At 65.9% G+C, this 22218-nt stretch carries 19 protein-coding genes and 1 pseudogene; 9 read left to right on the top strand and 11 right to left on the bottom strand.

The window, feature by feature from the left end; all coding sequences use genetic code 11:
- Position 1: 1 nt before the first annotated feature.
- On the bottom strand, positions 2–1567 hold the full coding sequence (gene ilvA, locus CVS48_RS18035) for a threonine ammonia-lyase, biosynthetic (protein ID WP_100855623.1): 1566 nt from the start codon (positions 1565–1567) through the stop codon (positions 2–4).
- Positions 1568–1663: 96 nt separating this feature from the next.
- The gene (locus tag CVS48_RS29785; RefSeq protein WP_272868275.1) at positions 1664–1798 is read right to left on the bottom strand and encodes a hypothetical protein; all 135 of its coding nucleotides are present in this window, start codon (positions 1796–1798) and stop codon (positions 1664–1666) included.
- Between the two features lie 313 nt (positions 1799–2111).
- On the opposite strand from CVS48_RS29785, the gene CVS48_RS18030 reads away from it, so the two are divergent.
- The gene (locus tag CVS48_RS18030; RefSeq protein WP_100855622.1) at positions 2112–4340 is read left to right on the top strand and encodes an NADP-dependent isocitrate dehydrogenase; all 2229 of its coding nucleotides are present in this window, start codon (positions 2112–2114) and stop codon (positions 4338–4340) included.
- Between the two features lie 152 nt (positions 4341–4492).
- Here CVS48_RS18030 and CVS48_RS18025 read toward each other — a convergent pair whose 3' ends face one another.
- The 4 genes from CVS48_RS18025 to CVS48_RS18010 form a co-directional block, all read right to left on the bottom strand.
- On the bottom strand, positions 4493–6052 hold the full coding sequence (locus CVS48_RS18025) for an ArnT family glycosyltransferase (protein ID WP_100855621.1): 1560 nt from the start codon (positions 6050–6052) through the stop codon (positions 4493–4495).
- A 138-nt stretch (positions 6053–6190) separates the two neighbouring features.
- Entirely contained in the window at positions 6191–6943 is a 753-nt protein-coding gene (locus tag CVS48_RS18020) for an amino acid ABC transporter ATP-binding protein (protein WP_100857728.1), read from the bottom strand.
- Positions 6944–6983: 40 nt separating this feature from the next.
- Positions 6984–7637, bottom strand: a complete 654-nt coding sequence (locus CVS48_RS18015) for an amino acid ABC transporter permease (RefSeq protein WP_006219374.1) — start codon at positions 7635–7637, stop codon at positions 6984–6986.
- Between the two features lie 21 nt (positions 7638–7658).
- Complete coding sequence (locus tag CVS48_RS18010) at positions 7659–8453, bottom strand: amino acid ABC transporter substrate-binding protein (RefSeq protein WP_100855620.1); 795 nt, start codon at positions 8451–8453, stop codon at positions 7659–7661.
- A gap of 256 nt (positions 8454–8709) precedes the next feature.
- Between CVS48_RS18010 and CVS48_RS18005 the strand changes: the two genes are divergently transcribed.
- On the top strand, positions 8710–9531 hold the full coding sequence (locus CVS48_RS18005; protein WP_100855619.1) for a TlpA disulfide reductase family protein: 822 nt from the start codon (positions 8710–8712) through the stop codon (positions 9529–9531).
- 40 nt (positions 9532–9571) lie between these two features.
- Here the strand turns inward: CVS48_RS18005 and CVS48_RS18000 are convergent, their stop codons facing one another.
- From CVS48_RS18000 to CVS48_RS17985, 4 genes and pseudogenes are all read right to left on the bottom strand, one after another.
- Positions 9572–9988: a Zn-ribbon domain-containing OB-fold protein gene (locus tag CVS48_RS18000; RefSeq protein ID WP_100855618.1), complete on the bottom strand. Its 417-nt coding sequence runs from the start codon at positions 9986–9988 to the stop codon at positions 9572–9574.
- Positions 9985–11157, bottom strand: coding sequence for a thiolase family protein (locus CVS48_RS17995; RefSeq protein ID WP_100855617.1), 1173 nt, complete (start codon positions 11155–11157; stop codon positions 9985–9987). The genes CVS48_RS18000 and CVS48_RS17995 overlap by 4 nt, the downstream gene beginning before the upstream one ends.
- The gene (locus tag CVS48_RS17990; RefSeq protein ID WP_100855616.1) at positions 11154–12467 is read right to left on the bottom strand and encodes an MFS transporter; all 1314 of its coding nucleotides are present in this window, start codon (positions 12465–12467) and stop codon (positions 11154–11156) included. Before CVS48_RS17990 ends, CVS48_RS17995 begins: the two co-directional genes overlap by 4 nt.
- Positions 12468–12503: 36 nt before the next feature.
- Positions 12504–14105, bottom strand: a pseudogene (locus CVS48_RS17985) (ATP-dependent acyl-CoA ligase); the annotation flags it as partial.
- A gap of 126 nt (positions 14106–14231) precedes the next feature.
- On the opposite strand from CVS48_RS17985, the gene CVS48_RS17980 reads away from it, so the two are divergent.
- Positions 14232–15137, top strand: a complete 906-nt coding sequence (locus CVS48_RS17980; RefSeq protein ID WP_242001239.1) for a LysR family transcriptional regulator — start codon at positions 14232–14234, stop codon at positions 15135–15137.
- Between the two features lie 103 nt (positions 15138–15240).
- Entirely contained in the window at positions 15241–16134 is an 894-nt protein-coding gene (locus CVS48_RS17975) for an MBL fold metallo-hydrolase (RefSeq protein WP_100855614.1), read from the top strand.
- Positions 16135–16237: 103 nt separating this feature from the next.
- On the opposite strand, the gene argC is transcribed toward CVS48_RS17975, so the two are convergent.
- The gene (gene argC / locus CVS48_RS17970; RefSeq protein ID WP_100857726.1) at positions 16238–17170 is read right to left on the bottom strand and encodes an N-acetyl-gamma-glutamyl-phosphate reductase; all 933 of its coding nucleotides are present in this window, start codon (positions 17168–17170) and stop codon (positions 16238–16240) included.
- Between the two features lie 130 nt (positions 17171–17300).
- On the opposite strand from argC, the gene CVS48_RS17965 reads away from it, so the two are divergent.
- From CVS48_RS17965 to CVS48_RS17945, 5 genes are all read left to right on the top strand, one after another.
- Complete coding sequence (locus tag CVS48_RS17965) at positions 17301–18194, top strand: LysR family transcriptional regulator (RefSeq protein WP_100855613.1); 894 nt, start codon at positions 17301–17303, stop codon at positions 18192–18194.
- Between the two features lie 160 nt (positions 18195–18354).
- On the top strand, positions 18355–18801 hold the full coding sequence (locus tag CVS48_RS17960) for a MarR family winged helix-turn-helix transcriptional regulator (protein ID WP_100855612.1): 447 nt from the start codon (positions 18355–18357) through the stop codon (positions 18799–18801).
- A 93-nt stretch (positions 18802–18894) separates the two neighbouring features.
- The gene (locus CVS48_RS17955; protein WP_100855611.1) at positions 18895–20058 is read left to right on the top strand and encodes an HPP family protein; all 1164 of its coding nucleotides are present in this window, start codon (positions 18895–18897) and stop codon (positions 20056–20058) included.
- Between the two features lie 57 nt (positions 20059–20115).
- The gene (locus CVS48_RS17950) at positions 20116–21552 is read left to right on the top strand and encodes a sensor histidine kinase (RefSeq protein ID WP_100855610.1); all 1437 of its coding nucleotides are present in this window, start codon (positions 20116–20118) and stop codon (positions 21550–21552) included.
- Positions 21549–22178, top strand: a complete 630-nt coding sequence (locus CVS48_RS17945; RefSeq protein WP_100855609.1) for a response regulator transcription factor — start codon at positions 21549–21551, stop codon at positions 22176–22178. The genes CVS48_RS17950 and CVS48_RS17945 overlap by 4 nt, the downstream gene beginning before the upstream one ends.
- Positions 22179–22218 lie beyond the last annotated feature (40 nt).

Raw genomic sequence — 22218 nt, 5'->3', positions numbered from 1 at the left:
CTCAAATCAGAAACTGGCGATACGCCTCGTTGTCGGTTTCCTCAAAATGCGCGTAGCCCAGTTGCAGCAGGAACGCATCCAAGGCCGCGCTATCCGCCAAGGGCGCCTGGATGCCCACCAGCGCCGAACTGAAGTCCGCGCCCTGGTTGCGGTAGTGGAACAGGCTGATGTTCCAGTTGGGCGCCATCTCCGACAAAAACTTCATCAGCGCGCCGGGGCGTTCCGGGAATTCGAAGCGGAACAGCCGTTCGCCGCCCGCCAACGGTGAACGCCCGCCCACCATGTAGCGGATGTGCTGTTTGGACACTTCGTTGTGCGTCAGGTCGCTGACCGAAAACCCCTGCTCTTGCAGCGCCGCCATGATCTCGCCGGCATCGCCGCGCCGGGCAATCTGCATGCTGACGAAGATGTGCGCGGTGTGCGCGTCTGCAATGCGGTAGTTGAATTCCGTCACGCTGCGCTGACCGATCACGCGGCAGAAGCGGCGAAAGCTGCCGCGTTCCTCGGGTACGGTCACGGCGAACACCGCTTCGCGCGCCTCGCCCACTTCGGCGCGGTCGGCCACGAAACGCAGGCGGTCGAAATTCATGTTGGCGCCCGACGTGATGGCCACCATCGACAAGCCCTGCGCGTTTTCACGTTCGACGTACTGCTTCAGACCCGCCACCGCCAGCGCGCCCGCCGGTTCCAGCACGCTGCGCGTATCCAGGAACACGTCCTTGATGGCCGCGCACACAGCGTCGGTGTCCACCAGGATGATCTCGTCCAGATACTCGCGGCACAGGCGGAAGGTTTCCTCGCCCACCAGCTTGACCGCCGTGCCGTCCGAAAACAGCCCCACTTCGGCCAGGCTGACCCGTTGGCCCGCCTTGATGGACTGCGCCATCGCGCAGGAATCCACGGTCTGCACGCCAATCACCTTCACCCCCGGGTCCACCGCTTTCACATAGGCCGACACGCCGGCCGCCAGGCTGCCGCCGCCTATCGGCACGAACACCGCATGCAGCGGCCCGGCATGCTGGCGCAGGATCTCCATGCCCACGGTGCCCTGGCCCGCAATGACGTAGGGATCGTCAAACGCGGGCACGAAGGTCAGGTCCTGCTGCTGCGCCAGCGTCTGCGCATGCGCATAGGCATCGCTGTAGGAATCGCCCGCCTGCACCACGGTGACGGTCGGACCGCCGTGGGCGCGCACCGCGTCCACCTTCACTTGCGGCGCGGTCTGCGGCACCACGATGATGGCGCGCACGCCCAGGCGGGCAGCGGAAATGGCCACGCCTTGCGCGTGGTTGCCGGCCGACGCGGTGATCACGCCCCGGTCCAGCGCGGCCTGCGGCGTATTGCGCATCTTGTTGTAGGCGCCGCGCACCTTGAAGGAGAACACGGGCTGGTTGTCTTCGCGCTTCAGGTAGACGGTGTTGTTCAACCGCGCCGACAAGCCGCGAGCCAGATCCAGTTCGGTTTCACGGGCAATGTCGTAGATCCGGGCGCTAAGGATCTGACGCAGGTACGCCATGGGCGAGGCGTTGCCGTGCTGGAATGCGGTGTCTGTCGTAGCGGTTTGCATGGGGGGTTTCTCTGCTTTGGGAAGACTTGCCCGGCAGAGGCGGCCACAAAAAACCCGCCTCGTGGGGCGGGTGGCTGTGACTGTTGCGGTCGCGCGCTAACCCACCATTTTCGGAATGATGGTAATAATCAGCGCAATGCGGACGGCGACGAAATTCATGGCGGGAAGCTTGCGCGCGTCGTGGAAATTTGTCAAATCGCGCGGCCGCCGGGCTGCGGAATTGTTGGCCAATTCGGTTTCTCAAAGCCATATCGAAGCCGTATTGCTGCGATATCGAGTCCATAACGCAGGCTTTATCGGTGATTTCCCTGCGCGTCAAGCGTGTCGCGGTATTACAATACCGCCTTCGTGGCAGCCGTACCTTCCAGGATGACCGGGCAACCGGGCATCAAATAAAGGACGGGCGCTGCCAAGTTGAGTAGATCCGGAGCCTGCCCCGCATCTGCCCATACGAACCCACTCTCGACAACATCTACCGGCGTACGCCGCTTAGCATGTTCGGGTTTGCGCCGAAAGCGCTATGCGCCGAACAGATTCAAGGATCATGTCTCTTACTCCGAAGATTATCTATACCCTCACCGATGAAGCGCCGGCGCTTGCAACCCGTTCGTTGCTGCCCATCGTCCAGGCATTCGCCAAGCCCGCGGGCATCACGGTCGAGACGCGCGACATCTCCCTGGCCGGCCGCATCATCGCCCTCTTCCCCGACTACCTGGAAGACGGCCAGAAGCTGTCCGACGCCCTGGCTGAACTGGGCGCGCTGGCGGTCAAGCCCGAAGCCAACATCATCAAGCTGCCGAACATCAGCGCCTCGATGCCCCAACTGAAGGCGGCCATCAAGGAACTGCAAGAGCAAGGCTACAAGCTGCCCGACTACCCGGACGCCCCCGCCAACGACACCGAGCGCGACGTCAAGTCCCGCTACGACAAGGTCAAGGGCAGCGCCGTGAACCCGGTCCTGCGCGAAGGCAACTCCGACCGCCGCGCGCCGCTGTCGGTGAAGAACTACGCCCGCAAGCACCCGCACAAGATGGGCGCCTGGTCGGCTGATTCGAAGTCGCACGTGGCCCACATGTCCGATGGCGATTTCTACGGCACCGAGAAGTCGGCGCTGATCGCCGACGCCGGGGACGTCAAGATCGAACTGACCGCCGCTGACGGCACGAAGACGATCCTGAAGGAAAAGACCCCGGTCAAGGCCGGCGAGATCATCGACGCCGCCGTGCTGTCGACCGCCAAGCTGAAGTCCTTCCTGCAAGCCCAGATCGACGACGCCAAGACCACCGGCGTGCTGTTCTCGGTGCACCTGAAGGCCACGATGATGAAGGTGTCCGACCCGGTCATCTTCGGCCACGTCGTGTCCGTGTTCTACAAGGACGTGCTGGCCAAGCACGCCGCCGTGCTCAAGCAAGCCGGTTTCGACCCCAACAACGGTATTGGCGACCTGTACGCCAAGATCCAATCGTTGCCGGCCGACCAGCAAGCCGCGATCACGGCCGACATCGACGCCGCCTACAAGACCCTGCCGCAACTGGCGATGGTGAATTCCGACAAGGGCATCACCAACCTGCATGTGCCCAGCGACGTCATCGTCGATGCGTCCATGCCCGCCATGATCCGCGACTCGGGCAAGATGTGGAACGCCGAAGGCAATCTGCAAGACACCAAGGCCGTCATTCCTGACCGCAGCTACGCCGGCGTCTACCAGGCCGTCATCGACGACTGCAAGAAGAACGGCGCCTTCAATCCGGTCACGATGGGCAGCGTGCCCAACGTCGGCCTGATGGCGCAAGCCGCCGAAGAATACGGTTCGCACAACAAGACCTTCGTCGTCCCGGCATCGGGCACCGTGCGCGTTACCGACGCGTCGGGCAAGGTTCTGCTGGAACAAGCCGTGGAAGCGGGCGACCTCTGGCGCATGTGCCAGACCAAGGACGCCGCCATCCAGGATTGGGTCAAGTTGGCCGTTACCCGCGCCCGCGCCAGCAAGACGCCCGCCGTCTTCTGGCTGGACGAAAAGCGCGCCCACGACGCCCAGGTCATCGCCAAGGTCAAGCAGTACCTGAACGACCACGACACCAGCGGCCTGGACCTGCGCATCATGGATCCGGTTGAAGCGACCAAGTTCTCGGTCAAGCGTATCCGCGAAGGCCTGGACACCATCTCGGTGACCGGCAACGTGCTGCGCGACTACCTGACCGACCTGTTCCCCATCATGGAGCTGGGCACCAGCGCCAAGATGCTGTCGATCGTTCCGCTGGTTGCCGGTGGCGGCCTGTTCGAAACGGGCGCGGGCGGCTCGGCCCCCAAGCACGTGCAGCAGTTCCTGGAAGAAGGCTTCCTGCGCTGGGATTCGCTGGGCGAATTCATGGCGCTGGCCGAATCCCTGGACCACCTGGGCCGTGCGTACAAGAATCCGACCGCCCAGATCCTGGCCAAGACGCTGGATCAGGCAACCGCCAAGTTCCTGGACGAAAACAAGTCGCCGGACCGCAAGGTCGGCGGCCTGGACAACCGTGGCAGCCACTTCTACCTGGCCATGTACTGGGCCCAGGCCGTGGCCGCGCAAACCGACGACCGCGCCCTGGCCGCGCAGTTTGCCGGCGCGGCGGGCGCGTTTGCTGAAAACGAAGCCAAGATCGTCGAAGAACTGAAGGCCGCGCAAGGCAAGCCGGTGGATATCGGCGGCTACTACCAGCCGAACGAAGCACTGGCCAGCCAGGCCATGCGCCCCAGCGCCACGCTGAACCAGGTGCTGGCCTCGATCGGCTAAGCGTCACCGCTTGGCGGCGTTTGCCGCCAGCACAAAAAAAAGCCGGCAGCCTTTGAAGGGCTGCCGGCTTTTTCTATTGCTGATAGGCGGTGTCGACAGTCGGTGTCGGCAATCGGTGCCGCCTATCCGTGCCGATAATCGAGCACTGCCGCTTAACGCACACCGCCGCACATCCGTTGACGGAAAGCGGTATCAACATCCAGCCGCCACACCGCGCGCGTGGCGCCCGGCAAGCGCGGCGCCACGCCATTGATCGCGGGGTACCGCCCGGCGTCATCGTCGCGGCCCCAGATCCAGAAGCGCGTACCGTCGGCCGATGCGCAAAGCCGCGCGGTCAAATCTTCGTTCTGGATCAATACCCGTTTACCGGCGGCGGGGTCGAACTTGGCCGCGTCGTACAGTTCCTTGCGCCAGTTGTCGCGCGTGGGAACCTCGGGGTCGTTCCAGTTGTCGACGATCCAGGCAGGCGCGGACGCCTGCGTGTAGAAACCCAGATCGAAGGGCAAGGCATGCAGCGCGACCTGCGTGTCTTGCGGCCGCATGTCGCCACGCAGGCTTTTCATGGTTGGGCCGGCGCTGCCACGCGGGTTGAATGACGCCGCGATGATTGCCCCAAGGCAGATGACGGCTGCCACCACGATGGCAATGCTTGCGCCCCGCCGCTTGCCCGCGGCCCAGGCGGGCGCGATACGCTCACTGATCAGGAAAGCCAGCGGCGGAAACACCGGCAGCACATAACCGATCAGCTTCGATTGCGGGATGGAAAAGAACACCATCACCACCGCAATCCAGATCGCCATCAAGCGGCGCAGCCCCTGCGGATCGGCCTCGCGCCAGAACGCGCGGGTAAAAATCGCCACGCCCCAGAGGGACCACGGCAAGGCCAGGCCCAGCACGATCGGCACATAGAACCAGATCGGCTGCGCGTTGTTGAAGCCGCTTTGCGCGAAGCGTTCGAAGTGCTGGTAGACGAAGAAGTAATGGTAGAAGCCGGGAAACTTCATCTGCATCAACGCAAACCAAGGCACGGCAACCACGGCGAACGCCAGCAAGGCCGGCACCCACAGCAAAGCCCGCATGCCGCGCCAGTCGCGCCGCAGCAGCAACCAGGCCAACACAATGGCGCCGGGCAAGGCTAGACCGATCAGCCCCTTCGCCAACACGGCCAGCGCGGCCAAGACACCGGTTGCGATCGACATGGCGCGAAATGGCCGCCCTTCGCCGCGCCGCAAGGCGGTGTCGGCGGCAGCCAGGATGCATAGCGTGATCATGCTGGCCACCAGCATGTCCATGTTGGCGAACTGTGCGGCGCCAAAGAACAAGGGCGTCAGCCCCAAGATCACGACCGACCAGCGCGCCTGCGCCACATTGCGGTAGCGCGACACGAAGGCGTATACGCCCGCACCCGCGCTCCACGCGCCCAGCAACGACGGCAGGCGCGCGCTGAATTCATGCACGCCAAAGAGCGCATAGCTGATCTGCGCCAGCCAGTAATACAGTGGAGGCTTGTGAAAGTACGGCATGCCGTCCAACAGCGGCACCATGTGCGAATGGCTGCGCAGCATTTCCCAGGCCACCCCGGCGTAGCGCCCTTCGTCTGGCAGGGTCAGCCAGCGCGCCCAGGCCAGGGCCGCCAGCCATACGGCCAGGCACAGCAATATCAGCCAGCCGGGGTAGGCGCGGCGCTCAAAAAACGGAAACCGAAGGGGCATGGAATGTCAGGCGGAGAGGAATTAAAACAACGTCGTCCCCGCCATTATGGAAACCGGCGCGTCAATTTCTCATGAAATTGCGCGCCGGCATGGCCCTCTTTTGCCCTATTGCCGTATTGCCCTATTACCCCAGCGGCCTTAAAGCATGTGCGCCAGGAATTCCCGGGTGCGCGCCTGTTGCGGCGCGCGGAAGAAGTCCGCCGACGGGGCTTCCTCGACAATGCGGCCTTCGTCCATGAAGATGACGCGATGCGCCACTTCGCGCGCAAAACCCATTTCGTGCGTGACGACCAGCATGGTCATGCGTTCGTCGGCCAACTGCTTCATGGTGCGCAGCACTTCGCCGGTCAGCTCCGGGTCCAGCGCGGACGTGGGTTCGTCGAACAGCATGATGTCGGGCTCCATCGCCAACGCGCGGGCAATCGCCACGCGCTGTTTCTGGCCGCCCGACAGGCGCGTGGGATAGTTGTCGCGCTTGTTCAGCAGGCCAACCTTGCGCAGCAGTTCTTCCGCCTTGGGGATGACCTGCGCCTTGGACATGCCCTTGACGGTGATCGGCGCTTCAATGATGTTTTGCAGCACCGTCATGTGCGGGAACAGGTTGAACGACTGAAACACCATGCCCATCTTGCGGCAGATGCGGCGCACGTCGCCATCGCTGGCGTAGTGGCTGCGGCCGTCGTCACCGGCGCGCGCCATCATTTCACCTTCGACTTCGATACTGCCTTCATCGATGGTTTCAAGGTGGTTCAGGCAACGCAGGAACGTGCTCTTGCCCGAGCCGGACGGGCCAATCACCGCCACCACTTCGCCCTGTTCGAGCGTCAGCGACACCTTGTCCAGCACGCGGTTCGCGCCGAACGACTTGCTGATGGCGCTGGCCTGGATCATGACGGGTCGGCCCGTCGGCGCGACGGCGGCTGTCGGCGGGTTATTGGTCATATTTGGCATAGCGCTTTTCCATGTGCTGGAAGAACCACGTCAGGACAAGCGTCATGAGCAGATAAAAGGCCGCGGCCACCAGGAACGGCGTGGTGGTGAAATCACGCTGGACGATGCCGCGCGCGGTGCGCAGGATGTCGTTCAGCGCCAGCACGTAGATCAGCGAGGTGTCCTTGACCAGCGTGATGGTTTCGTTGCTCATCGGCGGCAGCACCCGCTGCACCATCTGCGGCAGGACGATGCGGCGCAGCGTTTGCAGATAGGTCATGCCCAGCACCTTGCTGCCTTCGTACTGGCCACGGTCCACCGACTGGATGCCCGCACGGAAGATCTCGGCGAAATACGCCGCGTAGTTCAGCGCGAAGGCCACCACGGCCGCCGGAAAGTCCGGCAGCCGCACGCCCACCACCGGCACGAACGGCAGCGCGAAGTAGATGAACAGCATCTGCAGCATGAGCGGCGTGCCGCGCATCAGCCAGATATAGCCGTTGACCAGGTTGCTGAGCAGCGGCCACTTCGAAATGCGCGCCAGCGCCAGCACCAGGCCCAGGGGCACCGCCAGGGCCAGCGTGATGAAGAACAGCGTCAAGGTCACTTTCGCGCCTTCCGCCATCGGCCCCAACAGAGAGAGTACGTAGTCCATTGAAGAAAGTTCGCGCGCCGCTTACTTGATGATGTTGGCGCCGAACCACTGGGTGGCGATGCGCCCGGCGGTGCCGTCCTGCTTCATGGAATCCAGCGTCTTGTCCAACTGGCCCAGCAATTCGGTGTCGTCCTTGCGCACGCCCACGCCGTAGTCTTCGGTGCCGAAGTTCTCTTCCAGCACGCGGTATTCGCCGGCGCGCTTGCTGATCAGGTAGCGGCCCACCACTTCGTCCACCACAATCGCGTCCAGGCGGCCGGCGGCCAGGTCCATCAGTGCGGTGACGTTGTCGCCGAACTTCTTCACTTCCTTGATCTGGGCGGCCACGGGGTCACGGGCGATGGCGTCGGTGGCGCTGCTGCCGTCCTGGGCGCCGATGGTCTTGCCGGCCAGGTCGTTCTTGACCTTCACGGGCGAGGCGGTGCCCACGATGATGATCTGGTGGTTGGCCATGTAGGGCGCGGTGAAGCTGATGTTCTTCTTGCGCTCTTCAGTGATGGTCAGGCCGTTCCAGAGGACGTCGACGCGCTTGCCGTTGAGTTCGGCTTCCTTGGCGCTCCAGTCGATGGGCTTGAATTCCACTTCCATGCCCAGGCGCTTGCTGGCTTCCTTGGCCATGTCGATGTCGAAACCGACGATCTGGTTGCTGGCGTCGCGAAAGCCCATGGGCGGGAAGTTGTCATCCAGGCCCACCACCACCTTCCTGGCGGCGGCCGGCGCCTGGGCGCCAGCGGTCGGCTTAGCGTCGTCGCTGGGGCCGCAGGCGGTCAGCAACGTGGTCGCGGACACGAGGAAAACAGCAGTCAGTTTTTTCATGGTGATGGATGCGCGAGGCAGAAGAAGGGGAATGCAGAAAACAATGCAAAAAGGGCTGGATAGCCAGCCGCGAGCCGCCATTTTAGCGTTACTACAGGACCGTGCCGGAAAGCGGCCCGACCCTGGCCGCGCGCCATGCTAGGCTTGCCGGCTTCATCCGGGAAGCGAACATGGAATTCAATATCAAGGACCGCGCGGGAACCCTCATCAAGCGGGCGCAAGCATGGATGTCTACGGCCACCGCCGAGGGCGGACAATGAATCCTGCCATCCGTATCGGCCCGCTGGTATTTCCCACTGAATTGGCGATTTTGATCGCCGCCGCCCTGGTCGGCGTGTTGGCGGCGCGCCTGTTGAATCGGCAGCGCGAGGACGCGGCCCGCCTGAGCACCGTGTTGTGGCGGGCGCTGATCATCGGCTTGCTGGCCGCGCGCGTCGCCTTCGTCTGGCAGTACCGCGACCACTACCTGCCCGACCCGATCAAGATGCTGGACCTGCGCGACGGCGGCTGGAGCGGCCTGGCCGGGCTGGCCGCTGCCTGGGTCTATGCGATTGCCGTCGTGATCCGGCACCGCGCCCCTCGCGTGGCCTTGCTAGGCGCCTTGGCACTGGCCAGCGCCGCCTGGCTGGGCGGCGGACGCTGGCTGGCGTCCACGCCGCAGCCGCAGCCCGAACTGGCTGCCTTGGCGGTACAGGACGTGGACGGCGCCCCCGCCGCGCTATCCGCCTTTCAGGGCAAGCCCACCGTGATCAATCTGTGGGCAAGCTGGTGCCCGCCGTGCCGCCGCGAAATGCCGGCGTTTGCCGCCGCGCAGGCCGCCAATCCCGACGTCAACTTCGTCTTCCTGAACCAGGCGGAAGCGCCGGGCGACGTGACGCAATTCCTGAACCAGCACGCGCCCGGCTTGCGGAACGTACTGATCGACCCGGCGGGCGAGGCGTCGCGCAAATTCAGCAATCGCGGCCTGCCCGCCACCTTGTTCCTGGACGCCCAGGGCCGCTTGGTGGACATGCGCGTGGGCGAATTGTCCACCGCGTCATTGGCGCAACGGCTGGAATCGATCCGCGCGGCGCAGTGAAGCGGCTGGGCGGTTCGGGTTCGGCTTCAAAGCGCAGGCTTCAAGGTTCGGCTTGACGGGTCTGGTCCGGCAGCGGCTCCGCCCACGGCAGCGCGCGGCCCGACACCTGGCGCTCGAACAGACGCAAGCGCTGGCCGATATGCGAAGGCGGCGCTAGCAGCCGCACCACCAGCATCGGCCCGACGGGCACTGCGCGTACCGTCGCGATGATGACCGGCCCGGGGTCAGAGGGGCCGGGGGGATTAGCGGAATCAAGCGAGCCAGGGGGATCAGGGGAGTCAGATCTGGAACCGGGCTGCGGCGCCCTGCCCTTGTCCGGCATCACCGTCCAGGCCAGCAATTCGCCTTCCTCCACCCCTACCGGCTGCGCCTCATCGTGTCCGCAAGCCGGGCACCACAGGCGGGCGGGATAAACGCGGTGGCCGCAGGCGCGGCATTGATCCACATGCAGACTCATGATTCCTCCCGGCGCAGCACCGCCGCGTTGGCGCACATGCCGTAGCGCAGTTGCACCATGCCGTATCCCGTGACGACGCCGTGCCGAGCACCCTGCAACTGCCGCCCCTGTGCCTGGCCCAACAGTTGCCGCGCCACCTCGACCAACCCGTGCATGCCGCCCGCCGTACCCGCCTGGCCCGCCGACAATTGGCCGCCCGCCGTGTTCACGGGCAGGTCGCGCGTGGCGATGCGGCGGGCGATGAAGCCCGGCATGTCGTCCGTGCCCGCAAAGCCCAGGTCGCACAACTGCGCCAGCGCCATCGCCGGATAGTCGTCGTACACGCTGACCACATCCATGTCTTCCGGCCCCACGGCCGCCTGGCGCCACAGGCCCTCCGCGAATTCACCAATGCCGGTCTGCAAGCCGTCGCCTTCCTGCTGGTCGTGGTTGTAGCGCGCGCCGCTGGCCAGCAGCCGCACATGCACGCCCGTCGGCCGCGCTTGCAGCACCAGCGCGCTGGCCCCGCTGACAACCGGCACGCAGTCCAGCCTGCCAAGCGGCGGCGCCACCATCGGCGCTTCCAGGTATTGCGCCAAGCTCAGCGGTTGGCGATAGGCCGCGTTGGGGTTATCGACCGCCCAGCCGCGCTGCGTCACACACAGGGCGCCGTAATCTTCACGCCGCAGCCCTGTTTGCGCCATCTGCCGCTGGGTCAACATGGCAAACAGCGGGTTGGGCCCTGCACTGCCCAGCGGGCTAAGATATTCCTGCGCACTGCGGTTGTAGCCGCGCACCAGCCCGGCAAAGTCCGCGCCCGTGAAATGGTCACCCGACACCAACACGATGGTTTGCGCCTGCCCCGCTTCCAGCCCCAGCCAGGCCTGGCGCAACAGGTTGATGGCGCTGGCGCCGCCCAGCTCGTCCTGCATGCACCAGTTCAGCCGCAAGCCCAGCCGCCAGGCCAGATCAATGGCGCGGTCGGGGCGCAGCGTGAACGACGCCACGCCCAGCCCGTCTACCTGCGCGGGCGCAATGCCCCCCTGACGCAGCGCCTGGCCGACGGCTTGCGCCATCAAGCCCGCCGTCGTGCAGGTGGGCTCGGGGTGGCGCAACGCGGGGGTTTCGCCTACCGCAACGATGCCGGGGCCGTGGCCGGGCCCGAGGCCGGCAGACTGGGCCTGGCTCATTCCGTGTCCTGCCTGGGCGGGTTGCGGGTCAACAGCAAGGTCACCACCGTAATCGCCGCCATGCCCACCAGGAACCAGGCCACCGGCGTAGCCGATTCATACTTGCGCAGCAGCGCCATGGCAATCAAGGGCGACAGGCCGCCCGCGAATACGGACGCCAGCTCGTGGCCCAGCGCCAGGCCGGTATAGCGGACTTCGGCCGGAAACAGTTCGGCAAAGTACGCGGGTTGCGTGCCGATCATGGCGGCGTGGCACACCGTGTTGCCCAGGAAGAAGGCCAGGAAAATCCAGAGCGGCTCTTTGGTCTGCACCATCCAGAAGAACGGGAACGCCACCAGCACCAGGCCGACCGAACCAATCAGGTACACCGCGCGCCGCCCGATGCGGTCAGACAAATGGCCAAACCACACCAGCGTGCCCAGCTCGATGAACATGGACACCAGCACGCCGCCCAGCATCACGTCGTTGGGGATGCCCAGGAACTTGCCGTAGGCCAGCGCAAAGGCCAGGAAGATGTACGAACCGCCGTTCTCGGCCACGCGCAAGCCCATCGCGGTCAGCACCTGGCGCGGGTAGCGGCGAAACACTTCCACGGCCGGCATGCCGCGCTTGGCCGTCTTCTTGGCCTGCACGAATTCCTCGCTTTCCGGGATGTGCTTGCGGATGTACAGCCCCACGCCAAAGATCAGCACGCTGAACAGGAATGGCAGGCGCCAGCCCCAGCTCATGAAAGCGTCCTGCGGCAATTGCTGCGCCAGCATGAATACGCCGGAAGACAGCACGAAGCCGCCCGCCACGCCCAGTTGGCTGAACGACGAGAAGTAGCCGCGCCGCTTGCCGTCGACCGCCTCGCTGATCAGCAGCACGCCGCCGCCCCATTCACCGCCCGCCGCCGCGCCCTGCAAGACGCGCAGCACCACCATCGCGACCGGCGCCCAAAAGCCGATCTGCTCGTAAGTGGGAAGCAGGCCGATCAGGAAAGTGGCCGCGCCCATCAGCCCCAGCGTCCACTCCAGCGCCAGCTTGCGGCCATAGCGGTCGCCGATGTGTCCGAAGATCACGCCGCCCAGCGGCCGCGCCAGAAAGCCCACCGCGAACCCCGCGAAGGCGCCCATGGTGCCCAGCAGCGGGTCCGTGCCCTTGGGAAAAAACAGCTCGCCAAACACCAGCGCGGCCGCCGTGCCATAGATGAAAAAGTCGTACCACTCCATGGCGTTGCCCGCGACCGAGGCCGTCACCACGCGCCGGGTGCGCTTTCTTTTTGCTTCGTCTTCGGCGGACAACGCCGCCCCCTTGTATGCCATCGTCATTGCCGCCCCTTGAATTTTTAGTGGATTAACGGCGCCTCAGCGCGCCACGCGATAGCCGGCGGCGTCCCGGTCCCAGGTGTCGCCGGTGATACCTTCTTCCCGCAAGCGGAACTTGCGGACCTTGCCGTTTTCGGTGCGCGGCAGATCGTCCAGCACGCGCACATAGCGCGGCACGGCGAAATACGGCATGCGAGGCTGGCAGAAATCAAGCAGGGCTTGGGGCGTGGGCGCGTGCCCCGCCTTGTAGACCAACGCGGCCATCACTTCGTCTTCGGCCAGTTCGGAACGCACCGCGTAGACGGCTACGGTGGCCACGGCCGGATGCGCTTGCAGCACCTGTTCCACTTCATAGGACGAGATGTTCTCGCCCCGGCGTCGGATGGCGTCTTTCAGGCGGTCCAGGAACCGGAAGTAGCCGTCGGCATCGCGCACCACGCGGTCGCCCGTGTGGAACCACAGGTTGCGCCAGGCCTCAACCGTCTTGTCGGCCATGCCGAAATAGCCCGTGGCAATGGCAAACGGCGGCGTGGCGCGCAACAGCAGCTCGCCCGGTTCGCCATCGGGCACCGGCGCGTCGTGCTCGTCGGCAACGATGGCGTCAAACTCGGGCGCCACGCGGCCCATCGTGCCTGGCCGCTGCTCGGAAAACGTGCCGCCCAGGGCGAAATTGGTTTCGGTGGACCCGTAGCCTTCCAGCAGCGCCATGCCGGTGCGTTCGGCGAACACGCCATGGAAGCGTTCCGGCACCCCGGGCGCCAAGGCGATGCGGGTGCGGTGGCCGCGTTCGGACGGCCGGGCCTCTTGCGCCAGCAGCATCGGCACCATGGCGCCCAGCAGATAGGTGACGGTGGCGTTCGTGGCTTGCAGGCGGTCGAAATAGCGGCTTGCCGAAAAGCGCTCGTCGCAAATGATGGACGCCCCGGTCACCAGCGCCTGGAAGCAGGCGTTAAGCGCGTTGGTATGGAACAGCGGCAAGCTCGTGTAGAGCACGTCGGCATCCGAAATTTCCAGGTTGCGCGCGGCTATCTTGCCCCACCAATAAAACTGCGCGTGGGGACAGCACACGCCCTTGGACGGGCCGGAGGTGCCCGAGGTGTAGAGAATGGCCAGCATGTCGCCGGGCTGGATATCGGCGGCGGGCAATGGCGGAGGAAGTTTCGACGGCACCAGGGTCGCTGGCGCGGGCAGCGCGTGGGAAGCATCAACGTCGTCAAGCAGCCAGATCGCGCGCAAGGCCAAGGGGCCATCGTGCGCCGCGTCGCCCACGGATGCCAGGCCCGCCAGCGCCGGACAGGAGGCCGCATCCGCCACCAGCAACACGCAACCGCTATTGGCCAGCATGTGCCGCAGTTGCATGCCGCGCGACGCGGTGTTGATGGGCACCACCACCGCGCCCAGCCAGCCACAGCCCAGCACGATCGACAGAAATTCCTGGCGGTTGCCGGCCATGAGCCCCACCCGATCGCCCCGCGCCACGCCCGCCGACGCCAACCGCGCGGCCCAGCTTGCTGCGTGGGCCGGCGCATCGCAGAACCGCAACGACCCGCCCGGCGCCTGCACCCACAAGCGCTCGCCCTGGCGCGCGGCCTGTTCCACCAACAACGACGGTAATGTCAACGCATGCATGACGACGCTTTCCCCGGTTGTTCTGCCGCGGCCTTGCGGACGGCGGCTTTCGTGAAATTAGTCTAGGAATCAACTATTTATGTGTCAAATTTATGGCTATTATTTATCTTATAAATAGGACTGATATCAGAGGCATGCGTGGACTTCGACCTGAATCTCATGCGGGTTTTCCTGACCGTGCTGCATGAACGCAGCGTCACCCGCGCAGCGCAGCGGCTGAACTTGACGCAGCCCGCCGTCAGCTACGCGCTGGCCCGATTACGCGCACAATTTGACGACCCGCTCTTCGTGCGCACCACCACCGGCATGCAACCCACGCCGGTGGCCTTTGCGCTGGCCGACCCCATCGAACGCGGCATGAACAGCTTTGCGGAAGCGGTCAGCCTGCGTCAGCAATTCGCCCCGGCCACCAGCACCCGCCGCTTTCGACTGTCGATGTCCGACATCGGCGAAATGGTGTTCCTGCCGCCGCTGATGGAGCGCGTGCATGCGCTGGCGCCGCGCTTGCAGGTGGAAGTGCTGGAGGTTGCTCTGGAACAGTTGCCGCAAGCACTGAAAGAGGGCGAGATCGACCTGGCCATCGGCAACCTGGCCGGGCTGGGCCGCCACACGTGCCACGCCGATCTGTTCAGCGAACGTTATGCATGCATGGGCCGGCGCGGCCACCCGGTGCTGTCGGCGGGGCTGACGCGCGGCCAGTTCAAGCGGCTGGATCACATTCTGGTGGCTTCGCGCGCCAGCGCGCACCGCTTGCTGAACGACGTCTTGAGCGAAGCGGGCATGCACCGGCAACCCTACCTGACGCTGCCGCATTTCTCGGCCGCCGCCGAAATCGTCCGCCGCACCGACCTGACGGTCACGCTGCCCTATCGCGCGGCCATCTGGTTCAACCGCGACAACGCTTTTGACATCCGCCCTCTGCCCATCGCACTACCACCGCTAAGCGTGACCGTGCACTGGCACGCGCGCTTTGAAAGCGACCCGGGCACGATGTGGCTGCGGCGCCAGGTCGAGGCCACGCTGGCTGACCCCGCGCCGGCATGATCTGATCGAAATGCGCAACAGACTCTGGCAAAGACAGGGATAGATCGGCGCGAATAGCGCTACTAGACTGGCTTCCTTCTTACTTCACTCACGAGCCGCCGCCATGTCTTCCTTGCCCACCTTTCGCCGCCTGCTGCAAGGCGCCGCGCTAACCTTGTTGATCAGCCCCGCCTATGTTGCCCACGCCGCCGGCACCGATCTGCAACTGACCCATTTCAACCCCGGCAACGATGCCATCTTCCAAGTGTCTTCCGTGCTGGTCAGCGGCCAGCGCGAAGCCATCCTGATCGATGCGCAGTTTGGTAAATCACAAGCCGAAAAAGTGGTGCAAATGGTGCGCGACAGCGGCAAGACGCTGACCACCATCTACATCAGCCACGGCGACCCCGACTTCTACTTCGGCCTGGACACCGTGGTGGCCGCCTTCCCGGATGCACGTGTCGTCGCCACCGAACCCACGGTGCAGCACATCAAGGAAACGGTGGACGGCAAGCTGGCGTTCTGGGGCCCCAAGCTGGGCGCGGATGCGCCGTCCCGGGCCGTGATTCCGCAGGTGCTGAAAGGCAGCACATTGACGCTGGAAGGCCAGGCGCTGGAAATCACCGGCCTGGACGGCCCGCAGCCGGACCGCAGCTTTGTGTGGATTCCGTCGTTGAAGGCCGTGGTGGGTGGCGTCGTGGTGTTCGGCAACCTGCATGTGTGGATGGCCGATACGCAGACGCCGCAATCGCACAAGGATTGGCTGGCCACCTTGGCGCGCATTGAAGCGCTGAAGCCGGTGACGGTCATTCCGGGCCACTACGCAGCGGGTGCACCGTTGACCCTGGAATCGGTCCGCTACACGCAGGGCTACATTCGCGCCTTTGACACGCAAACCGCCAAGGCCGCCGACAGCGCCGCGCTGATCGCCGCCATGAAGGCGCAGTACCCGCAAGCGGGCGCCGCCGCGTCCTTGGAGTTGAGCGCCAAGGTCGCCAAGGGCGAAATGAAGTGGTAGGGCAATGCAGGGGTGACGATAAACGCGTGATGCCCTGAACAGCGATGGCGCCCCGCTTCCAGCGAGGCGCCATTGCCTTATGCCATCACCTTATGCCATCCCCTTATGCCATCGCGGCCAGCATCAGGTCCAGGTTCTGCACGGCCGCGCCGGACGCGCCCTTGCCCAGGTTGTCGAACACCGCGGTCAGCAACACTTGGCCGTGCTGTTCGTTGCCGTAGACCGCCAAACGCAGGTCATTGGTACCGTTGAGCACCTGCGGATCCAGATGCGTGTGGCTGGCGGCTTCCTGGCGCGGCACCACCTGCACATGCGTGGTGTCCACGTAGTGCTGTTGCAGGCAAGCATGCAATTGTTCGCTGTTTACGCCAGCCGGCAGCAAGCGCGTCTGCAACGGAATCGTCAGTACGATGCCCTGGCGGAATGCGCCGTAGGCCGGCACGAACACCGGGCGCTGCGTCAGCCCCGCATGTGCTTCGATCTCGGGGGTGTGCTTGTGCGCCAGGCCCAAGCCGTACAACTGGAACGCCGGCCCTTGCACGCCGCCCGCCCCTTCATAGGCATCCACGCTGGCGCGGCCGCCGCCCGAATAGCCCGACACCGCGTGCACCACGGCCGGGTAGTCGGCGGGCACCAGCCCCGCCTGGATCAAGGGGCGCAGCAAGGCGATGGCGCCCGTGGGGTAGCAGCCGGGGTTGCTGACCCGCTTGGCCCGCGCAATCAAGTCGGCCTGCCCCGCGCTCATCTCCGGAAACCCGTACACCCAGCCCGGCGTGGTGCGATGCGCCGAACTGGCGTCGATGACGCGCACGGCTGGGTTCACCACCGACGCCGCCGCCTGGCGCGCGGGCTCGTCGGGCAGGCACAGGATGGCCACGTCACTGGCATTGATGGCGTCGGCACGGCGTTGCGGATCCTTGCGCTCGGCCTCGGGCAGCGTCAGCAGGCGCAGGTCGGTACGCCCGTTCAGACGTTCATGAATCTGCAGGCCGGTGGTGCCTTGGTCGCCGTCGATAAAGACTAGGGGGTGGGTCATGGCTGCTCCGTTGAGGGAGGGGTTGATAGGGTTGAAGGCTTTGATGTAGCCGCTATCTTCGACCGTGGCCATCGATAAGAAAAGTCGAATATCATGACCGTTCAATTCATGTTTACTGAACGTCAACCCTATGCGTGAAATCAGCCTGGACCGCCTGCGCACCCTGGTCGCCATTGCCGACCTGGGTTCATTCGCCGAGGCCGCCCGCGCGCTGCATCTGGCGCCGCCCACCGTCAGCCTGCACGTGGCCGATCTGGAAGCTCGCGTCGGCGCGCCGCTTTTGACGCGCAAGCGGGGCCAGGTCCGGCCCACCACCATTGGCGACACGCTGCTGGAACGCGCCCGCCGGCTGCTGGCCGAAGCCGACCAGGCGCTGGACGATGTGCAACGGCAGGTGCAGGGGCTGTCTGGCCGCGTGCGCCTGGGCGCCTCCACCGGCGCCATTGCGCATCTGCTGCCCAGCGCCTTGGAAACACTGGGCCGCCATCACCCCGGTATCGACGTGCAGGTGGCGGTGCTGACCTCTCAGGAAACCTTGCAGCGCTTGAACGCCGGCACGTTGGACGTGGGGCTGGTGGCGCTGCCGCAGCCGCCTATCGATGGCCTCGTCATCAAGCCGTGGCGACGCGATCCGGTCATGGCCTTTCTGCCCGCAAGCTGGCAGGCGCCCGCCCGCGTCACGCCCGCCTGGCTGGCGGACCGTGCACTGATCCTGAACGACACCACCACGCGGCTCTCGCGCCAGACCGGCGAATGGTTCGCCGCCGCCGGGCTGAACCCGCGCCCCCGCATCCAGCTCAATTACAACGACGCCATCAAAAGCCTGGTGGCCGCCGGCTACGGCGCGACCCTGCTGCCGCACGAAGCCACCGCGCCGCAAGCCGACCCGCGCATCATCATGCGGCCGTTGCGCCCGGCGTTGTGGCGGCCGCTGGGCATCGCGCACCGCGCGGAGAAAGTCGAACGCGCCACCCAGCACGTGCTGGAAGTGCTGTGGGAATTAGGGGCGACACGGGGTGCCTGAATGTGGCGGGTGAATGTGGCCCGTGAATATGGCCCGTGAATGTGGCAATGAAAGCAGCAATGAAAGCAGCAACGAAAGCGGTAACGAAAGCGGTAATGGAGCGTACTAACGACACTGAAGCGCGGCACGTATTCACGTGTCGTCATATTAGAATTCGCCTGTGAAAACGACTCCGTCCCCCACTCCCCTGTCTCCCGCCGACTACGAACTGCTGGCTGACTTTCGCTACGCGCTGCGCACCTTCGCTGCCTTCAGTGAAGGCGCGGCGGGCGCCTTGGCGCTGACCCCGCAGCAGCATCAAACCCTGCTGGCCATCAAAGGCACCCGCAAAACCCCGCCCGACCGACGCGGGCTGTACGTAGGCGAAATCGCCGACCGACTGTTGATCCGTCCGCATACGGCCGCCGAGCTCGTCAGCCGCCTTGCCCGGCTGGACCTGGTCAGCCGCGAGGCCGATCCCGAAGACGGTCGCCGTGTTGAAGTCGTGCTGACGCCGAAGGCTGATCGGGTATTGGAAAGCCTGTCCGCCGCGCACCTGGAAGAATTGCGCGCCATGCGTCCCTTGTTGGGCCGCTTGCTGGCGCGCATCGGCGACGACGCGACCTGAGCGCTTCGGTGCATAAGCACATAAGCGGGCAGTAAGCCGCCGCGTGATAAATTGTCGCCCCACGATATATTTCATGCACGCGAGGAGATCGTTTTGGGGGTGGCATTCAAGCGCTGGCTGAGCGCGTTCGCGCCAGCGCCGGTAGGCGCCAACGGGCGTGAAAAAATCCTTGGCGTGCTCGGCGCGCTGCTGGGGCTGTTCTGCACGGAATGGGTGGGCCGGCACGCACTGGGCGCGGCCAGCCCTTGGTTCATCGCGCCCATGGGCGCGTCGGCCGTACTGCTGTTTGCCGCGCCCGCCAGCCCGCTCGCACAGCCCTGGTCCATCGTGGCGGGCAACGTGGTGTCGGCCCTGATCGGCGTGTTCTGCGCCCAGATGATTCCGCTGCCCGGCTTGGCTGCGGCCGTCGCGGCAGCCCTGGCCATCGGCGCCATGTTCAGCCTGCGCTGCCTGCATCCCCCCGGCGGAGCGGTGGCCTTGACCGCGGTGCTGGGCGGGCCGTCCGTAGCCAGCCTGGGCTATGGCTTCGCACTGTGGCCGGTGGGCCTGAATTCCTTGATCCTGCTGTGCATTGCCGTGGCATTCAACGGCGCCCTGAAACGCAATTACCCCCGCCGCCATGCCGACCCGGCACAGGGCCATCACACGCGCGACGCCGCGCCCAGCACCCGCCTGGGCTTCAGCCGCGCCGACCTGGACGATGCCCTGGCGCAGCGCGGCGAGCTCCTGGACATCAGCAAGGAAGACCTGGAAGACATCGTGCTGGCCGCCGAACTGCGCGCCAGCGTGCGCCGTTTTGGCGAGGTGTCGTGCGCCGACGTCATGTCGCGCGATGTCGTCACCGTGCAGGAACACGAGCCCCTGGACCACGCCATCCGCCTGTTCGACAAGCACCGGCTGCAAGCCTTGGCGGTGGTTGACGCGAACGGCCGTTATGTCGGCATGGTGTCGCAGGCCGACGTGCTGGCGCGCAAGGCCCGCCCGCTTGCGGTCACGCCGGATGACGCCGCGCCGCCGCGCCTGCGCGTTTCCGACTGCCTGCGCAGCGAAGTGCCCTTCGCCACCCCGGACCTGCCTGTCATCGAACTGGCCCGGCCCATGTCTGACGCCCTGCATTGCGTGCCGGTTCTGGACGCCTCGCGCACCCTGGTCGGGCTGATCACGCAGTCGGATCTGGTGGCCGCGCTGTACCAGATGACGGTGTCGGCCAATTCGCAGGCCGATCCGGCCAGCCTGGCCTCCCCGCGCGCCGCGTGACGCCTCCGTAGCCCTACGGATTCCGGGGCGCAACGGCCGCAGGGCATAATTTCACCCGTGAATCCCCTATCGCGCACGCGCGCCCTCCTCTGCTGGCTGGTCTTGTTCTGTCTGGGCGCCGCCTGGATCGCCCGCCAGGAATACCTGGACTTCCACGACCGCTTCTTCCAAGCCACCAGCATCGCGCAGCGCATGTTGAGCCAGAAGACGGTGCAGCACGAGGCCGTGCTGGCCACCCTGACGGCGCTGTCGCATCCGCCCACCCCCGAACGCTTGTATCCCAGCCTGCACCCGGCCATGCCGCAGTTGCTGGGGCTGGGCTACCTGGCTGATGGCGCCTGGACCGGCAGCCTGCCCCCGCCGCCGGCATTGTCCGCCGCCGTGGCGCGTGCCCGCGAGGCCGCCCGCCCGGTGACCCTGCCGGTGGACGACGCCCGCTACTGGCTGATTGCGCCCTCCAGTTGGAGCCTGCTGCTGGATGCCCGCCAACTGGTGCCCGAGGCGGACTTTCCCCCGGGCCTGGGCAACCTGAGCCTGATGCTGAACGGCACGCCGCTGGCGCTGCTATCCAAGCAGGCAGACGATGCGTGGGGGCTGACGATGACCCTGCAAAAGCCGCTGGGCGCGGCCAGCCAGGCCTTCCAGATGCGCAGTACCCGCACGCTGACCCCCGGCTTCTGGCCATGGAAAGCCTGGCTCTTCTGGGCCGTGGCCAGCGCCCTGCTGGTGGCCGCCGCCGCCGCGTGGCAGCGCTCGCGCGCCGAGGCGCACCGGCAGCAGGAACAGGCCCGCCTGGCCACCATGGCGCGCCTGGGCACGCTGGGCGAAATGGCGGCCGGCATCGCGCATGAACTGAACCAGCCCCTGACCGCCATCCTGGCCCAGACCCGCGCCGCCCAGCGCCTGCTGGATGACGAGGACGAACGCCCCGCCGTGCGCCACGCGCTGTTGGCCAGCGCCGAGCAGGCCAAGCGCGCCGCCGACATCATCAGCCGCATGCGTGCGCTGGTGCAGCCGCGTTCCCCCGCGCGGCGCGAAGCGCTGGACCCGGACGCGCTGGTGGCCTCGCTGCTTTTTCTGCGCGAGGCCGAGCTGGCCCGGCTAGGCATCCGCCTGACCTGGAACAACGCCAGCCCTGGCGCGCGGCCGCTGGGTGACCGCGTGGCGCTGGAACAGATCCTGCACAACCTGGTGCAAAACGCCGCCGACGCGCTGGCCGGCGCCGACGGCACACGGCTGATCCAACTGGAAGGCCGCGCCGACGGCGACGAATACCGGTTTACCGTCAGCGACACCGGCCCCGGCATCGCCGCCGACGCACTGCCCCGCCTGTTCGCCCCGTTCTACACCACCCGCAAGAAAGGCATGGGGCTGGGGCTGGCCTTGTGCGAAACGCTGGCGGGTTCCATGGACGGCAGCATCGCGGCCCGCAACCTCAAGCCCTCGGGCGCTTGTTTCACCGTGAGCCTGCCGCGCTCGGAGACCCCCGCATGAACACCACGGACGCGCGCACGCCCAACCAATCCCCACTGGTGTACCTGGTGGATGACGACGACGCCGTGCGCGATGCGCTGGCCCTGCTGCTGCGTAGCGTGGGCCTGCGCAGCGTGGGTTTTGACGACCCGCAGGCCTTTCTGGGGCAACTGAGCGCTAGCGCCATTGGCTGCGTCGTGCTGGACATCCGCATGCCCGGCATCAGCGGGCTGGACGTGCTTGGCCGTTTGGCCGCGCAGTCCGACCTGCCGGTCGTCATGCTGACGGGCCATGCCAACGTGGACCTGTGCCGCCGCGCCTTCAAGGGCGGCGCCATGGAATTCCTGCAAAAACCCGTGGATGACGACGTGTTCCTGGACGCCGTGCAGGCCGCGGTGCGCACCCACATCGCCAGCCGCGAAAAGCTGGCCGTGACCCAGGCCGCCGCCGACCGGCTGGCGCGCTTGTCCGGACGCGAACACGAGGTGCTGGCGCGCATCGTGCAAGGCATGAGCAACAAGGAAATCGCGCGCGAATTCGACTTGTCGCCACGCACCGTTGAAACGTATCGGGCCAACGTTTTCGCCAAGCTGGAAGCCGACTCGCTGGCGCAACTGATCCGCCAATACGCCAGCCTGCTCGACTAGCCCGGCGCGCGGCCCTCCGTAACGCTACGGAGGCGCGCGA

Origin of the sequence: Achromobacter spanius (assembly GCF_002812705.1) — a bacterium.
Lineage (GTDB): Bacteria > Pseudomonadota > Gammaproteobacteria > Burkholderiales > Burkholderiaceae_B > Achromobacter > Achromobacter spanius.
Note: the sequence above shows the minus strand (reverse complement) of the source record. Positions and strands in the feature narration are given on the sequence as shown.

Bases quoted from the DNA above. Each gene is read 5' to 3' on its own strand.
- CVS48_RS18010 (WP_100855620.1), bottom strand. From the start codon at position 8,453: ATGAAAAAACTGACTGCTGTTTTCCTCGTGTCCGCGACCACGTTGCTG.
- CVS48_RS17965 (WP_100855613.1), top strand. From the start codon at position 17,301: ATGCGTGAAATCAGCCTGGACCGCCTGCGCACCCTGGTCGCCATTGCC.
- CVS48_RS18005 (WP_100855619.1), top strand. From the start codon at position 8,710: ATGAATCCTGCCATCCGTATCGGCCCGCTGGTATTTCCCACTGAATTG.
- CVS48_RS18015 (WP_006219374.1), bottom strand. From the start codon at position 7,637: ATGGACTACGTACTCTCTCTGTTGGGGCCGATGGCGGAAGGCGCGAAA.
- argC (WP_100857726.1), bottom strand. From the start codon at position 17,170: ATGACCCACCCCCTAGTCTTTATCGACGGCGACCAAGGCACCACCGGC.
- CVS48_RS18000 (WP_100855618.1), bottom strand. From the start codon at position 9,988: ATGAGTCTGCATGTGGATCAATGCCGCGCCTGCGGCCACCGCGTTTAT.
- ilvA (WP_100855623.1), bottom strand. From the start codon at position 1,567: ATGCAAACCGCTACGACAGACACCGCATTCCAGCACGGCAACGCCTCG.
- CVS48_RS17975 (WP_100855614.1), top strand. From the start codon at position 15,241: ATGTCTTCCTTGCCCACCTTTCGCCGCCTGCTGCAAGGCGCCGCGCTA.
- CVS48_RS17945 (WP_100855609.1), top strand. From the start codon at position 21,549: ATGAACACCACGGACGCGCGCACGCCCAACCAATCCCCACTGGTGTAC.
- CVS48_RS18030 (WP_100855622.1), top strand. From the start codon at position 2,112: ATGTCTCTTACTCCGAAGATTATCTATACCCTCACCGATGAAGCGCCG.
- CVS48_RS18020 (WP_100857728.1), bottom strand. From the start codon at position 6,943: ATGATCCAGGCCAGCGCCATCAGCAAGTCGTTCGGCGCGAACCGCGTG.
- CVS48_RS18025 (WP_100855621.1), bottom strand. From the start codon at position 6,052: ATGCCCCTTCGGTTTCCGTTTTTTGAGCGCCGCGCCTACCCCGGCTGG.
- CVS48_RS17995 (WP_100855617.1), bottom strand. From the start codon at position 11,157: ATGAGCCAGGCCCAGTCTGCCGGCCTCGGGCCCGGCCACGGCCCCGGC.
- CVS48_RS17990 (WP_100855616.1), bottom strand. From the start codon at position 12,467: ATGACGATGGCATACAAGGGGGCGGCGTTGTCCGCCGAAGACGAAGCA.